This is a genomic window from Pseudoalteromonas sp. S1727, from assembly GCF_005886375.1.
In the GTDB taxonomy this organism is placed as follows: domain Bacteria; phylum Pseudomonadota; class Gammaproteobacteria; order Enterobacterales; family Alteromonadaceae; genus Pseudoalteromonas; species Pseudoalteromonas haloplanktis.
The window spans coordinates 25,382-42,152 of record NZ_PNDT01000005.1; the positions used below are offsets into that span (position 1 = coordinate 25,382).

Genomic DNA, 16,771 nt, shown 5'->3' on the forward strand with positions numbered 1-16,771 from the left:
GCTGTGAGTTTAAATTTAAGTATCCAGCCTCAAGCCTGTATCTTGTTTTATCTTTTCTATCACCATATAAGTATGGTGTGTACCAACTCCTGGTATATCAACTAAGTCCCCTAACACTTGGCGATATTCGTCCATGTCGCAAACACGAATTTTTAATAAATAATCATAACCACCTGCGACCATGTCACATTCAACCACTTGTTTAATTCTTAAAATATGTTCACGGAATACTTTAAACACAGCAGTATTTGAAGTCACTAATGACACTTGTACGTGCGCGACTAAGCTCTGATTAAGCTTGGCTTCGCTAAGCTTAGCAAAGTAGCCTTCAATATAGCCTTCTTGCTCAAGTCGTTTTACTCGGTCAAGACAAGGGCTGGGGCTTAAATTAACCTGCTTTGCGAGGTTAACATTAGAAATTCTGCCGTTTTTTTGCAGAACGTCTAAAATTGCTAAATCAATGCGATCTAGCAGGCGTAATCTATTGGAACTTGTCATAACAGAATTTTATGCGGATAAGTTTAAGGTATGCCCTGTAAATTATCGTAAAACGCCAAATTTAACCAGCATATTCTGCTGGATTTTAATTAGAATGCACGCATTACAGACATGATAATCGAGTAGCTACTTTAGTTTAGCTACAAGACTCCACACATCAGAGGTTACTTATGTTATTCAACGGCGATTTGACAACAACGTGTCCAATTCGACAAAAAATCCGTGACTTTTACCGCATTGATGAGAATGCCGTAATTGATCATATTTTACCACTGGCCGAAGTAGGCGTTAAAGCCCGTAGCCGTGCATGGGAACGTGCGCGTCAAATAGTTCATAACATTCGTCGTGATCAAGATGGTCAAAGCGGTGTTGATGCACTACTCAATGAGTTTTCACTCTCTAGTGAAGAAGGTGTGGTACTAATGTGTTTGGCTGAAGCCCTACTACGTGTGCCAGATAAAGCCACTCAAGATACCCTCATTCGCGATAAGCTTGCTAAAGGCGATTGGAGCTCTCACTTAGGTAGCAGTGACTCTTTATTTGTAAATGCTTCATCTTGGGGCTTATTAGTAACCGGTAAAATGGTTAACTACACAGACAAAACCAAAGAGCAGCAATTTGGTGTCTTGAAAAAGACCATTGGTCGTTTAGGTGAGCCGGTAATTCGTAAGTCAGTAAACTTTGCTATGAAGATCATGGGTAAACAGTTTGTAATGGGTCGCACCATTGACGAAGCGATTGAACGCGCTGCTGAAAAAGAGCAAAAAGGTTATGTATATTCATACGATATGCTAGGCGAAGGCGCTCGCACCATGAAAGATGCCGAGCGTTACTTCAATAGCTACATGAATGCGATTCATGCAATTGGTAAAGCAGCTAATGGCCGTGGTCCAATTAAAAGCCCTGGTATTTCAGTTAAACTCTCTGCTATTCACCCGCGTTACGAATTCACTCATCGTGAACGCGTCATGGCTGAAATTGTGCCTAAGCTAAAAGAGCTGGCATTAGTTGCAAAAAGCTATGACATCGGCTTTACCGTTGATGCCGAAGAAGCTGACCGTTTAGATATCTCACTTGATGTAATTGAAGCGGTATTTAGCGATGATGACCTAGCAGGTTGGAATGGCTTTGGTTTAGCCGTTCAAGCCTATCAAAAACGTGCTATTTTCGTTATTGAGTGGTTAACTAACCTTGCTAGCCGTGTTGATCGCAAACTCATGGTGCGCCTAGTAAAAGGTGCGTACTGGGATACAGAAATCAAAACCACACAACAAGATGGCTTAGATCACTACCCAGTATTTACCCGTAAAGCCACAACGGATGTATCTTACAAAGCGTGTGCAATCAAATTACTTGAAGCGCGCGATGTACTATACCCACAATTTGCCACGCACAATGCTTACACTGCGGCCACTATTTTAGAAGTCGCAAAAGGTGACAATCAAGGGTTTGAATTCCAACGTCTACACGGTATGGGTGAATCATTATTCGACCAAATAGTCACTGAAGAAAAAATTCAGTGCCGTGTATATGCACCAGTAGGCCAACACGAAGACTTACTTGCATACTTAGTGCGTCGTTTACTTGAGAACGGTGCAAACTCATCGTTTGTAAATGCGATTGTTGATACCACTAAGCCGGTAGAATCATTATTACCTGATCCGGTAGAAACACTGCAAGGCTTACGTAATAAGTACAATACCCAAATCAAGATGCCTATTGATCTATACGGCGCAGAACGTGCTAATTCAAAAGGTATGGATTTAACTGATATCAATGCTATAACGCCGTTTAAGGAAAACCTTGATAACTGGTTTGCTGAGCATCGCATTAGCGAAAACGATGTTCCTGAAGGTTCAATTGCAGTAAAAAACCCTGCAAACCATAAAGAAATCATCGGCCATGTTAAATTACAAAACAGTGACGACATGCTAGCGCTATTAGCAAATGCTGAAGCAGCTTTTGAGTCTTGGTCACAAACGCCAGTGAAAGAACGTGCTAACTTACTTCGCCGCATTGCTGACATTTTAGAGCGTCATCACGATGAGCTTGTCGCAATCTGTATCAAAGAAGCTGGTAAAGTAGCCCAAGACGGTATTGACGAAGTACGTGAAGCCGTTGATTTTTGTCGTTACTACGCAGCTCGTGCCGAAGAACTAAGTGAAGATGAGCGCTTTGAAGCCCGTGGTGTGATCTTATGTATCAGCCCGTGGAACTTCCCACTAGCTATCTTCTTAGGTCAAGTGGCTGCTGCAATCGTCACCGGTAATACGGTTATCGCTAAACCTGCCGAGCAAACCAGCTATATTGCACTTCGCACTATTGAGCTAATGTTATCAGTAGGTTTGCCTGAACATGTGGTACAGCCTGTTATCGCTCGTGGTAGTGAAGTGGGTAAAACCATCGTTCCTGATGAGCGTATTCAAGCTGTGATGTTCACCGGTTCAACAGAAACGGGCACATTAATTTCACAAACTTTAGCTGCTCGTAACGATATCCAAGTACCATTGATCGCCGAAACCGGTGGTCAAAACTGTATGATCGTCGATTCAACTGCGCTCCCTGAGCAAGTTGTTGACGACGTAATTAGTTCAGGTTTCCAAAGTGCCGGTCAACGTTGTTCTGCGCTTCGCGTATTATTTTTACAAGAAGACATTGCTGATGGCGTGATTGATATGATCAAAGGCGCGCTAAAAGAGTTACACGTTGGCGATCCATCATTACTATCTACTGATATTGGTCCGGTGATCGATGAAAAAGCCCTGAAGAACTTAAACGAACACGTTGAGTACTTAAAAGGCAACGCAACGCTGCATTATGAGTGTGATATTCCTGATAACAGTGAAAATGGTGCGTACTTCTTTGCGCCACGCTTATATGAAATCAAAGACTTGTCAGTGCTTAAGCGCGAAGTATTTGGCCCATGCGTACACATTATTCGTTTTAAAGGCTCAGAACTTGATAGCGTAATTGACCAAGTTAACAATACTGGCTTTGGTTTAACTATGGGTATCCACTCTCGCATCGAAGAGCGTTGTGAATACCTAGCGAAAATGTCTCGTGCTGGTAACGTCTACGTTAACCGCAATATGATTGGTGCAATCGTTGGTGTGCAACCATTTGGTGGCCGTGGCCTATCAGGCACAGGTCCTAAAGCCGGTGGCCCTAATTATTTAACTCGTTTAGTTAAAGAAAAAGCATCGCCAGAAAACGTGCAAATGACTAACTTAACCCCAGACGAACTCGACACTCACCACTATTCAGGTGCTGCCGAGCAAGTTGAAAAGTTAATGACTAACTCAATGCGCGACGAAAAGATCTGGCGTGCAACACCACTGAATGACCGTGTGTCTGCAGTACGTCAGTTGCTTGCTAAAGTAGCTACGGTTGATATTATCGATGAGCTAGCTGACGATTTAGCGTTAACGCTTGCTGATGCACGCGCACAGCTTAACCGTCTTGAAAAACACATGCGTAAATTTACTACGCTGCCGGGGCCTACGGGTGAATCAAACACTCTACACCTTGAAGCGCGTGGTTGTGTGGTATGTTACGCCGATAAGAGCACCTCGTTTAACTTCTGGGCTATTTCGATCATCACCGCACTTGCTGCGGGTAATACCGTGATCACTGTAGCATCAGAGTTGTTCTATGACGAAGCTGTCGCGTTTAAAGATAAATTTATCTCAACGGGTATTGCTGAAGGTGTATTCCAAGTAGCTAAACCAAATCAGTTACAAGCTATTTTGGCGCACCCTCATTTAGCAGGAGCCGTGGTTGCCGCTCGTTCTTCTCGCTTAGGCTACTTCAGCCAACAGCTAGCACAACGTAAAGGCGCTATCTTGCCAGTGATCAGTTCTGAGTACTACGACACCTTAATTAAGCGTCTAGTAACAGAAAAGACGATTAGTATCGATACCACCGCATCTGGTGGTAACACATCACTAATGACACTCGTTGAAGACGACGAATAAAGAGTCTTAAACAACAAAAGGGCGCTATTTAGCGCCCTTTTTGCTACTTATCTATCAAAAAATTTGCTAGTTTTATAACTCTGTAATTTTTTATTGAAGTAGATACATTGAAAATAATCCCAATCAATCAACTTGTGCCTGGTATGTTTGTACACAGCGTAACGAAACAAACGGGTAAAATAAAAATTAAAAAGCAAGGTTGGGTCAAAACACCAATTGGCGTGCAGCAACTAATCAAAGCCGGTATTCTAGAAATAGAAATTGATCCTGATAAAACCATCATTTCACAAAGTGCACCGGTTACCACTGATGATGTAAAAGTTGAACCAATAAAACCACGTGATCCATGGCAAACAACACACAGTGTTGAGCAAGAAATGGATAAAGCTTTAAAACTCTACACCGAAGCTAAGCAATTACAGAGTAAGGCATTTACCGAGATAAAATCAGGTAACAGTATAGATATTGCACCATTTAAAGAGCTTGCCAGTGGCTTTATTGATTCTGTATTTCGCAATCAAGACGCCCTAGCCTGCATAACCCGAATGCGCGAAAAAGACACCTATTTGCTTGAGCACTCAATTAATGTATCTATTCTGATCAGTATTTTTGCCAAACACTTAGGCTTTGACAAAGCGTTGATCGAAGAACTTGCCACCGGCGCGCTATTACATGATATTGGTAAAATTCAAATCCCTGACAACATTCTTAATAAGCCAGGCAAGCTCACCGAAGATGAATATAAAATCATTCAAGATCATGCACTGTTTAGTAAACAAATTTTAGAACAATCAGGTCTCAAAGGTATTGCCGTCGATATCGCAGGCTATCATCATGAGCGATTAGACGGCACAGGTTATCCATTTGGCAAACAAGCAAGTGAGATTAGCCAATATGTTCGTATGGCTTCCATTGTTGATGTGTATGACGCACTTACTGCAGAACGTGTTTATAAAGCAGGTATGGAACCAATAAAAGCCTTTAAAATACTCAAAGACGGATGTCCCGATAGTTTTGATGGCGAGTTATTAACTAAGTTTATTCAATGCATTGGTATCCATCCGGTAGGAACGTTAGTTAAGCTCTCCAGTCAAAAGGTCGGCTTAGTGAGTAAAAGTAACCCTAGCAGCCCACTCAAACCCGTTGTAAAAACCTTTTATAACGCAAAACACGCCCGTTACACTGAGGTAGCTGATATTGATTTAGCGCATAATCGCACGCAAGATAGTTTAGAAGCGGCGGTAAAACCTGCAGATTTTAATATTGATTTAATTAAATTTTTTAAACATTCAATCTTACCGTAAAGAGTTTTTATAAAAAACTATTCCCAAATATCACCCTTCGTTCGTTTATAGATTTACAAAGCCAATAATCCATAACAACAACGAAGGGAATACGATGAACAACAACAGAACTTATAATAAACACCTCATTGCGTTGGCAGTAAGCAGTGCATTATTCAGTATTAATACCGTTGCAGTAGAACAAAGTGCTGAGCAAAACTCTCAACAGAGCGCTGAACAAAATGCTAAACAGAAAAAACTACTCGATCTTGAGCGCATAGTCGTTACAGGCAGTGGTGGCCGCGGACAAACAAAATTAGAATCATCAGTCTCAATCACCACCTTAGATGCAGAGCAACTAGCTCGAGAAGCCCCGCTTGGTACTGCTGATTTACTTGAAGCCGTGCCGGGTTTTTGGGTTGAAGACTCAGGTGGTGAAACCAATAACAATGTAGCGCCGCGCGGCCTTAGAGGCGGCGAAGGGTTTCGTTATATTGGCGTTGAAGAAGACGGCTTACCTGTGGTGTACGATGGCGTGTGGGTAGATTTTTATCAACGCCAAGATATTACTATCGAACATATGGAAGCCGTACGCGGTGGCACATCAGGTTTACTGACCACTAACGGCCCTGCGGCACTGGTTAACTTTATTACTCGCAAACCTGATGACGTTGAAGAAGCCACTATAAAGCTCACAACTGCCGATTATGGTATGTACCGCAGCGAATTTTTTTACGGCACACCAATTAGTGATAATTGGAAAATGTCGGTAGGTGGTTTTTACCGCCGTTCAGACGGAGTAAGAGACACCGAATTTACAGCCGATCACGGTGGTCAGCTTAGGCTCAATTTAGTACGCGAGTTTGATAAAGGGCAACTCACTTTATCTGCTAAGCACTTAAACGATCACACCACCTTCTTTGTGCCAATTCCATTGCAAGATCAAAACAATCCAAAAGGCATTCCGGGGGTTGATCCGCAACATGGTACGTTAATTGGTAATGGTCAGCGCTTACTTAACTATTTACAAGAAGATGGCAGTTACCAAACGCGCGACCTTAAAGACGGCCAACACACTAAATTTAGTACCTTAAGCTACAACCTTGATTGGGAACTAAATGATCGCTGGTTACTTAATACCGCGGGGCGTTACTCAAAGTTTGAAAACGACATGTATATTTTGCTTAACTTTGACAACTCAACTTTAGTTAATGCCAATGACCGGCTTGGCCAACAAGATGTACTGGCAATGCTTGACCAGTTTGCTGATGATGGCGCTGTAGCGGCGCAGTATCGTTATGTAAATAGCGGCGAAATGCTCAATGATGTAAGTAATTTAAATGATAATGGCTTAGTCACTACCAGCTATCCGCTGTATTCTCGCTACGATGCCGAGCAATTCGTTAATAAGCTTAATTTTACCTACGAAGGCGATAAACATACTTTCACTATGGGTTGGTTATTTGCTTATGTCGATGCTGATTCATTACCTGTTGATAAATGGGAATCGCAATTTTTAACCGAAGTTAAAGATAACGCGCGCTTACTCGATATTGTTGCCGTAGATGATAACCAACAAGTGGTTGGTCAGCTCACCGACAACGGTTCAACCGGCTATGCACCGGGCTGGGGGCAAGCGACAGCATTTGGTACTAGCACCTCAAATTCATTATTTATTAATGAGCAATATCAAGCAACTGACAACTTACGACTGGATGGCGGTATTCGCGTTGAATGGCTAGAGCTTGATAGCACAGCATCTGGCACTGAGTTTGCAAAACCTGTTGATGGCGCGTTTGATGCCAATGGCAATGATGTAGATAACAACCTAGCGAATAACTACGTTGATACCACCTCAACAAAATACTTATCAAAAAAACGTGATGAAACAGAAACCGCTTGGACAGTGGGCTTTAATTACACCTTCAGTGACGATGTTTCCATGTTTGGTCGCTACGCAGACGCATTCGAAATGCCGCGTTTAATGAGTTACGGGCAAAACATTCATGCCGGAATTGATGCCGATTTTAATGACAGTGTAAACCTAACTTTTAGCGAACTCGGCGCCCGTTATTCTGGCGATACCTTAGGCGCGTCGGTCACCTTGTTTCGAACTAAATTTAACGACTTAGTAGAGCGTAATTTTACTGGCAGTAATGGTGAAGTCGCCAACCAAACCATTGACACTATCACCGACGGGGTCGAATTTGAGACCGTTTGGCAAGCACTTGATTCATTACAACTTGAATTAACCGGTGTGGTACAAGACCCGAAAATGGAAGGTTTTACCGGTGTGTTCTCACACTGGAACGGCAAGCAAGTTAAACGCACGCCAAAAGTGCAATTACGCCTTACTCCCACTTACTATTTTGACGATGGCGATGTGTATTTAACTGTGCATCATTTAGGTGAGCGCTACTCTGATGGCGAAAATAAATTTGAACTACCCGCTTACACCACCGTTGATATGGGTATCAATTATCGCTTCAATGACAGCGTTGCCTTACATGTTAAAGCCACTAATCTCAGTGATGAGCTTGGTTTAACTGAGGGGAATCCGCGAGCAATTAACGATGTTCAAGCAGGCTACGATTATTACTACGCCAGACCCATTTTGGGGCGCACGATCAGCGCATCTTTAACCCTTAATTTTTAAAGTCCCCTTGCTAATTTGCGCTATGCCCAGTGCTGATTAGTTTAACCAAGCCCGCAATTGCGGGCTTTTCTCAGGAAGTTACAATGCCTCAACGCTATTTTGGTATATACCTACAAAGCAGCCTACTCTCACTGCTATTACTTATTACTCCCTACTTTGCTGTTGCAAAAATAACCCCAAAACCAACCAGCAGCCACTATAGCCAAGGCCATTTTGCTTTGTCTTACGATACTGAAATTCATTATAACCACAATGAAGCCAAAGCGGTCGCGCAGCAGTTTGCTGATTTTCTGCGCCCACCAACAGGCTACCAATTACCCGTAACGCAAGCGAATAACACCGTTAAAAATAGCGTGTTCTTTAAGCTTGTTGAGCAACCAGTTAGCGCTGAAGGCTACCAATTGATTGTCGAAAAAGAATTTATTGAAGTCAAAGCAAGTACTGCACAAGGGCTATTTTGGGCGATGCAGTCGCTACGCCAGCTATTGCCCGCAGCAATAGAATCACGAATGCCAATCAATCGCCAAAGCTGGCTTATTCCACAAGTTAAAATTGACGATGAACCACGCTTTAGCTATCGCGGCATGCATTTAGATGTGAGCCGACACTTCTTTGATGTGGCCTTTATTAAACGTTACATTGACTGGCTAGCTATGCATAAACTTAATGTTTTTCAGTGGCATTTAACCGACGATCAAGGCTGGCGTATTGCTATAGATGCCTATCCAAAACTTACCACTATCGGTGCCACTCGCCCGCATACTGTGGTAGGTCATACTTATGATTATAAACCACTGTTTGATAACCAAGCAGTAGCTGGTTTTTATACTAAAGCCCAAGTTAAAGAAGTGCTTGAATATGCCAAAGCGCGCCATATTGAAGTCATTCCAGAGATTGATATTCCAGGCCACAGCACCGCTATTCTTGCCGCTTACCCTGAACTTTCATGTCACCAACAACCCGTTAATGTACAAGCCCAATTTGGTATTTTTGAAGATGTGCTATGCCCGCGAGAAGATGTTTTTGAGTTTCTCGCGGTGGTTTATCAAGAGGTAGCTGAGCTATTCCCGAGCCAATATATTCATATCGGCGGCGATGAAGTGATTAAAAAGCAGTGGCTGGCAAGTGCTGAGGTGAAAAAGTTAATGCAGCAGCATAACCTTAAAACCCCCGAGCAAGTACAAAGCTACTTTATTAAACGGGTCGCGAAAATAGTGCAAGCGCTTGATAAAAAAGTAATCGGCTGGGATGAAATTCTTGAGGGCGGTGTTGCAGATGATGCCTTGATCATGTCATGGCGTGGCACTGAAGGGGGTATTCAAGCTGCAAAAATGGGCCATCAAGTGATCATGAGTCCGTATCAATATATTTATTTTGATGCCTATCAATCACGCAATCTCGACGAACCTAAAGCGATTCATGGCTTAACAGGGTTGCAAGATGTCTATCAGTATGACCCTCAACCGAATGATTTAAACGCTGAGCAACAAGCTTACATTATTGGCGCACAAGGCGCTTTATGGACTGAGTACATTAAAACCCCTCGTCACGCCGAGTATATGCTGTTTCCTCGTTTAAGTGCGCTGGCCGAAACCCTCTGGTCTAGTAAAGACAATAAGTCCTGGCCTGACTATAGCCAAAACCGCTTGCCAAAATTATTTAAGCGTTATCAGCAAATGCATATCAACACTGCGAATAGCGCCTATAAACCGACTATAAGCAGCACCATTGATGATACTGGTTTACATGCAGCAGTCACCACAGAGATTGCCGATATACCCATTTATTACACCTTAGATGGCACAGAGCCGACTCTCGCATCAATACGCTATAACAAGCCAATATTGATAACAAAAGAGACACAACTGCGCGCTAAAAGCTATGCAGCGGCAATTGGTCAATTAGTTGGCGATGCGCGCCTCACTCTTAGCCCGCACTTAGCGCTAACTAAAAAAATCACTCTCAGTCACCCGGCGGCTGAAAGCTCTTCCGCCAAATTACAAGATGGCCAGTTTGCCTATGACCAATTTTACAGCAGTGACGATTATGCGATTTTTTACGACACTGATTTAGAGGCGATAATCGACTTGGCAGAGCCCACGTTGGTGACCCAAGTTAAACTGGGTTACAACAGTGGACGCCATCGCCAGCTTCATCCACCCGTAAAAATTCAGGTTCTGGGCTCAAATGATCAACACACTTGGCAGAGCTTAGCCGAAGACACTAACCCGCAAGGGCCTGTCTCTGCCTTGTCATTTACTAAAGTGAAAGTGCGTTACTTAAAAGTCATTGCGATAAATAGTAAGCAATCTGATGACCCACAAATCCCTAAGCTGCCGCTTTACATTGATGAAATTGCCGTAAACTAAAACCGCCCAAAGTTCTAGGGCGTGTTTATCTTTCGAGGTTGAATTTGCAGCAGTATGTTTGGTTTTTAGGCAAGGCAGAGCCTATGTAGTGTGGTTGTTCCCCATAAATAGGCGATAACGCAGCATAAATGCCAAACATGCACTGCCCGAAGGGTTCTGCCTAGGGGCGATTAATTCTTTGTTACTCGGTTTTTACTTAGCCCACTAGGTTACAAACCTCGCGCCGCGATTAAATCGCACCTAGGTTGAACAAATTTTAATCCTGAAAGGTCAACACGCCCTAATACTAAATACGTATTTAGGGCTTTTTTTTAATAGCGTATTCTCAAACAAGCTCTTTAGTTCGTTTAGGTAAAAGGAATTAAATTCAGCAAGGATTTATAATGAGTGGTTTGTTACCTCTTTGGAAAAATAAAAAGAATGATGGAAAACAAGTTGAGCGCCGTAAGCAGGTTGAACAGTTGTTTTTACAACAACAGCAAAAGTTGGTGCGTCATATCATGGCCAAAGGGCTGGATCAGCGCGAAGCTGAAGACATAGCGCAAGAGGCATTCGTAAAGCTATTGGGTTTAGAAGATACTCAAGTGAGTAATTATATTGCGGCTTATTTATATAAAATAGCGACCAACTTAACTATTGATAAACTACGTAGAAAAGCCCGCAGTCCATTTGCAGATCACACTCACGATAACGAACAAATGCCACAGCCTGGCGACAGTGCCAATCCTGAGAAAAATCATCATAACCAAGAATTACTTAAAGAAATGGAAAAATCACTCGCAAGTTTACCAGACAAATGCAGACTGGCTTTTTTACTGTATAAAATTCGTGGTCAAAGTTATGAAGAAATCGCTTTGACCTTACAAATATCTCCCAGTATGGTACGAAAATATGTATTACGTGCAGTTCGTCATTGCTATCAACAGTTACAACATGAGCTTTGATCATGAGTTTTAAGGATATTAGCATGAACACATCCCCTGACGATTTAGCGATTATTGAAGAGCAAGCCGCTGACTGGTTGCTGTTATTAGAAGAACAAAAGTTATCCGTAAGCAACAGTCAACACTACCCCATTGAGTTGCAAGATTGGCTAACGCAAGGCGATTTGCATCGTGAGATTTTTCAAAAAATGCAGCAACTATGGCAAGTCTCCACACAATTAGATAGCGATTACGTAGCGCAGCAACTTGGCCAATTACCAGCAACAAACGATATCAATAAACGTGCTGAAAAACGCTCTCGACTCGGCTACTTTGCACTTGCTGCGGCGTTTTTCTTATTAAGTTTTACCGTGTTCATTAATGTTGAACAACCCAGTAATAAAGCGGTTACGGTCGCCAATAACAGCGCTGCAATGAGCAACGTTCAGAATCAGTTTTTTCGCACCACAATTAACGAACATCGTACTATCACCCTAGCCGATAACAGCCGAGTAGATTTAGGGGCAAATAGTCAATTAGCGGTGCGTTATAGCAATAGTTCGCGAGAATTAACCTTGTATCAAGGAGAGGCACTATTTTCAGTCGCCAAAGACAAGCAACGGCCCTTTATTGTGCGCCACCAGCAAAGCCAAGTAGAAGCATTAGGCACGGTGTTTAATGTGCGTGCAAACCCTGATTCTATTCGCGTTGATGTACTTGAGGGCATAGTATCGCTCGCGCAGCAACAGGTTATAAAGTTAAGCCAAGGACAAGCCGCGCAAGTAACTCAATCCGGCACTATTACCCGCAGCAAAGCACAAGGAGAAAACCTTATTATGGATTGGCAGCAAGGTCGGTTAGTGTATCAAAATGCCCGCTTAGGGGATGTACTCAATGATGTTGCTCGTTATAGTGAAATAAAAATAACTCTTCGTAGTCAGCAGCTTAGTCAATATACCTACAATGGTAGTTTGTACACTTCTGAAATAGACTCCTGGCTGCATAGCCTTGATAAAATTTACCCAATTACTGTGACTCAACAAGGTAAAGAATATACGTTAACAGTTAACTAAATAACCTGAACTCTGGTTAAGAGATGTACTAATGTATTGATATTAAATCACAAATATATTTATTAGTCTCCAACCGGAGACTTTTAGCGATAACAAGGCGAATTTACGCGTCAATAGCTAGCCTATTGCAAGTAAATTCAACGCAGTTAGCGTTGAAAGTAGCCGCAGGAGATAGATTTATTATCCAGAGTTCAGGTTAAATAGTAAGTTAGCTAAAAGTGGCATGGTATACGCGAGCTAAAAATGGTACAAAGTTTGGACAATAATAAAAATATTGAATCAAACCATGTTATTAAGCTTATTAACCAAGCAATTACCTTGGTTAATATTATTTAGTAGCTATGTACATGCTACCGACAACTATCACTTTAATTTACCTGAGGCTACCTTGCAGCAGCGTATTCTCGATGTTGCCGCGCAAAGTGGCTGGCAACTCAGCGCCGCTGAATTAGCAGAGCAAACACTTATTCCTCCATTACAAGGACGCTTTACGCTTGAGCAATTACTGGCTAAAACCTTTGCCAATAGCCAATATCAATTTAGCTTAGACCCCAGTCAACAGCGTATCTTTGTAACTCCAATAGCAGCTAACAAACAGCAAGATTTTGAGCGCATCATAGTCACTGGCGTTAGCGGTAAAACCCGAAATATTTTAAACTCCTCCATTTCAGTTACCCAATTGTCAACACAGCAACTGGAACAACATACTCCATACTCCACCGCTGAAATTCTTAAAAATGTCACGGGCTTTTGGGTAGAAGATTCCGGTGGTGAAACCAACAACAATGTATCGCCACGTGGTCTTAGAGGCGGTGAAGGGTTTCGTTTTATTAGTTTAATGGAAGATGGACTACCAATAACCTACGACGGTGTTTGGAGTGACTTTTTTTTACGCCCCGATTTAACCCACCAAACCATTGAAGCGGTAAGAGGCGGTAGTAGTGGTATATTCACCCTCAATGGCCCCGCAGCTATGGTGAACTATATTGGCCGTCGCGGCTCAGAGACACCATTTAACTTAGTAAAACTTAGCCAAGCGGTAAATTATAACTACACACGCCTTGATGGCGTCTTTAGTGGCCCCATTAATGATCAGCTATTTTATACCTTAGGGGGCTTTTATAGAAGCTCAAATGGCATTCGAGAACCTGGCTTTAACAGTGACTTAGGCGGCCAATTCAGCGCCCGACTAAGTTGGTTAACTGATGAGCTTGAACTGGATTTTAGCTATAAACATTTAAACGATAAAACCAGCTTTTATGCCCCAATAGTGATGCAAAATCAAGGTACTATCAAGCAGCTGAAGAGCCTACCCTATGACTTTGGCACGTTACTTAGCGATGATCTAAAGTTATTAAATTTTCACACCCCAGAAGGCACACGCCAGCACGATTTAGAAGATGCTCAGCAGAGCTTAATGAACAGCTACACAATACAATTTAAAGGGGGGTTGTCAGAACAATTACAACTTAATAATATTGCCCGCTACGCGAATTTGAGTAATCGCCTTTATACGTTAATGAACCTAGGCAACGAGAGCATCATTGATGCCAATAGCCGCTTACAATTTGATGATATAACAAAATTTAAAAATCATTTTTCAAATGTCGCATTGCCAGAAGAGTTACAAGCTAAGTACCAACGCAGTACAGATAAAACGTTAATTAACGACCCTAGCCTACTCAATGGCAATGGGCTGATCACTTCAAGCTACCCGTTGTACTCTCGCTATCAGCAACAACAGTTTATAAATCATCTCAGTGTTAACTACCTAAAAGAGCGGTGGTCAATCAGCTTAGGGCATATTTACGCACACAGTGATTTTAGCTCCCTGCCGTTAGATCAATGGCTTGGACAATTACTTACCGATGTTAAACACCAACCTGAACGGCTTGATATTGTGCTGGTGGATCAGCAAGATAACGTTGTCGCTAATTTCACTGAACAGGGCTTTTTATCATACGCAGGACCGGTGTATTTAACAGGCCAAGGACAATCGCGATCGCATTCAGTTTATGCCAGCTTAGACTGGCAAGTAACCGATAATTTAAGGTTTGATTTCGCCCTGCGTAATGAGCAGCTCACGTTAAGTAGTCGCAGCCAACAAGGGCTGCTATCAACTACAAACAATGCAAAAAACTATTACTCACATTACACGCCTGCAAGTTCAATAACTGATTCATTTAGTGAAAATGCACTCAGTATTGGCGCCAACTACCAACTTAGTGAGCAACTAGCGGTGTTTACCCGTTATGCAGATGCCTTTGAAATGCCGCGGCTGATTAATTATGGCAACGCTCGTGGCTGGGCTAAAAACGATGAGCAACGCGCGCAGCAAAACTTTGGCCAGCCAATAAGCTTAACCTTGAGTGAAATCGGTTTGCGTTATCAAGCACTAGATTGGCAGTTTAGTGGCACTGTATTTGATACCAACTTTGATCCCCTGCCCTTTACCGTATATCGCGGTGCAGCGAGCACCCAACAAGCGGTGTTAATTAATACCCAAACCCAAGGATTAGAGTTCGAATATAACTACTTTTTTGATCAAGCTTGGCAGTTTAGTGCGATAGGTGTCTGGCAAGATGCGGGGTTTTATGGCATTCCGGCACAATTACCACAAAGTGAGTTTAATGGTAATCAAATAACTCGTACCCCAGAGTTACAACTACGTGTAACTCCACAGTATCAAGCAGGCCCTATCACCGTTGCTATTACTTGGTCTTATGTAGGAGAACGCTATTCTGATATTGCCAATCAATTTGCATTGCCGGCTTATCAAACTTGGGACTTTTTTGCAGAATACGTGCTGACACAGCAACTCAGTGCACAACTTGAAGTGAAAAACCTAACCAATACACTAGGTTTAACTGAAGGGAATCCAAGGGATGACTTAAGCCACCAAGAACCATTATTTTATGGCCGACCTATTTTTGGTCGTACCATAAAAGTGGCTCTCAGCTATCAGTTTTAGCTACTGCGGCCAATCTTGCAGCGCTTTTAAACTAAATTCGTAATCATCAAAACTAAGTACAGTTTGCTCTGGGGTGATCTCCAACACTCTTAATTCACCAATACTATCACCTTCATATAGCTCGCGGTTATTGAGCTTCACCCAACGTTTATCTGGCGACGATGAATAAATATGAGCTTGGTATTTAATATCTGGGATTATGGCAAGTAACGCATCCGGCAACAACTCAATTGGCTCAGCGTAAGATGAGTTTTTAGTGCCTTGAGTGATTTGGTGCGGCCTAGTATCTTGAGTGTCTTCAATGGCACGAGCAAAGGCATCTTTTAATGCTGTTGGTACGGTTTCTAATTCTTCATCATTTGCCGCAGGTTTTGCTTGCTCGCGAGCAGGCTCCCCTATTGGTTTACCTAATACCTTGTATTTACTCATGTCGATATTGCTAGCACTATTATTAATAGTCGGCTGCATTTGCATGGTATTCGGATTGTATTGCGGCGGCGCTGCATATACTTGCTGATAGCCATTAGGCGTTTGCACTAACATAGGCTGACCTTGTGGATACGTAGGCATATTATTTACTGGCACTTGCACCCACTGATATTGCCCTGCTGCTTGTTGATATTGCTGCGGCTGAACAAACTGCTGCTGCGGTACAGGCTGTGTGCTGGCCACTGGCGCTGGATTAGTTTGTGTTGGATTAGCTGCGACTTGTGCTACTTGCTCAAGCTCCTCTTTAGCTGGTGTAGCGGCTTGTTCATCCGCAGGCAGCGCAGATTGCGGCTCAACAGAGCTGGTTACTTGCTCTGGCGTAGTTAAATGATTTGTTTGCAGCCATTTACCAATTGAAAACCCCGCCATCAAGGTCAGTAAAAAAGCAACCAACAAACCAAGTGAAATAGCAATAAAACGATAACGTTGTAACTCTTGTTGCTGTTTTAACTGCTCAGCATTTCTGTCATGTGCTGACGCTTCGTCATGCTGTTCTGATTGTTTTAAGGCATCTAATAAGTACGACATATACGAC

Annotated in this window: 9 protein-coding genes; 7 read left to right on the forward strand and 2 right to left on the reverse strand. The window is 42.6% G+C overall.

Annotation, left to right across the window (positions count from 1 at the left end; all coding sequences use genetic code 11):
* Positions 1 to 15 precede the first annotated feature (15 nt).
* Positions 16 to 498 carry a winged helix-turn-helix transcriptional regulator gene (locus CWB85_RS00840; protein WP_016708293.1) on the reverse strand — a complete coding sequence of 161 codons (483 nt, stop codon included), beginning with the start codon at positions 496 to 498 and terminating at the stop codon, positions 16 to 18.
* A 170-nt stretch (positions 499 to 668) separates the two neighbouring features.
* Between CWB85_RS00840 and putA the strand changes: the two genes are divergently transcribed.
* The 7 genes from putA (at position 669) to CWB85_RS00875 (ending at position 15,747) form a co-directional block, all read left to right on the forward strand.
* Positions 669 to 4,472 (forward strand): bifunctional proline dehydrogenase/L-glutamate gamma-semialdehyde dehydrogenase PutA, encoded by a 3,804-nt coding sequence (gene putA, locus CWB85_RS00845; protein ID WP_138553815.1) that lies wholly within the window; start codon positions 669 to 671, stop codon positions 4,470 to 4,472.
* Positions 4,473 to 4,579: 107 nt separating this feature from the next.
* Positions 4,580 to 5,776 (forward strand): cyclic di-GMP phosphodiesterase, encoded by a 1,197-nt coding sequence (locus CWB85_RS00850; protein WP_016708295.1) that lies wholly within the window; start codon positions 4,580 to 4,582, stop codon positions 5,774 to 5,776.
* A 94-nt stretch (positions 5,777 to 5,870) separates the two neighbouring features.
* Positions 5,871 to 8,411: a TonB-dependent receptor gene (locus CWB85_RS00855; protein ID WP_138553816.1), complete on the forward strand. Its 2,541-nt coding sequence runs from the start codon at positions 5,871 to 5,873 to the stop codon at positions 8,409 to 8,411.
* An 83-nt stretch (positions 8,412 to 8,494) separates the two neighbouring features.
* Positions 8,495 to 10,780, forward strand: coding sequence for a beta-N-acetylhexosaminidase (locus CWB85_RS00860; protein ID WP_138553817.1), 2,286 nt, complete (start codon positions 8,495 to 8,497; stop codon positions 10,778 to 10,780).
* Between the two features lie 383 nt (positions 10,781 to 11,163).
* Positions 11,164 to 11,724 carry an RNA polymerase sigma factor gene (locus CWB85_RS00865; RefSeq protein WP_244389738.1) on the forward strand — a complete coding sequence of 187 codons (561 nt, stop codon included), beginning with the start codon at positions 11,164 to 11,166 and terminating at the stop codon, positions 11,722 to 11,724.
* Positions 11,725 to 11,747: 23 nt separating this feature from the next.
* The gene (locus CWB85_RS00870; RefSeq protein ID WP_138553818.1) at positions 11,748 to 12,776 is read left to right on the forward strand and encodes a FecR family protein; all 1,029 of its coding nucleotides are present in this window, start codon (positions 11,748 to 11,750) and stop codon (positions 12,774 to 12,776) included.
* A gap of 286 nt (positions 12,777 to 13,062) precedes the next feature.
* Positions 13,063 to 15,747, forward strand: coding sequence for a TonB-dependent receptor (locus CWB85_RS00875; protein ID WP_138553819.1), 2,685 nt, complete (start codon positions 13,063 to 13,065; stop codon positions 15,745 to 15,747).
* Here CWB85_RS00875 and CWB85_RS00880 read toward each other — a convergent pair whose 3' ends face one another.
* Complete coding sequence (locus CWB85_RS00880; protein ID WP_138553820.1) at positions 15,748 to 16,764, reverse strand: general secretion pathway protein GspB; 1,017 nt, start codon at positions 16,762 to 16,764, stop codon at positions 15,748 to 15,750.
* Positions 16,765 to 16,771: the final 7 nt, after the last annotated feature.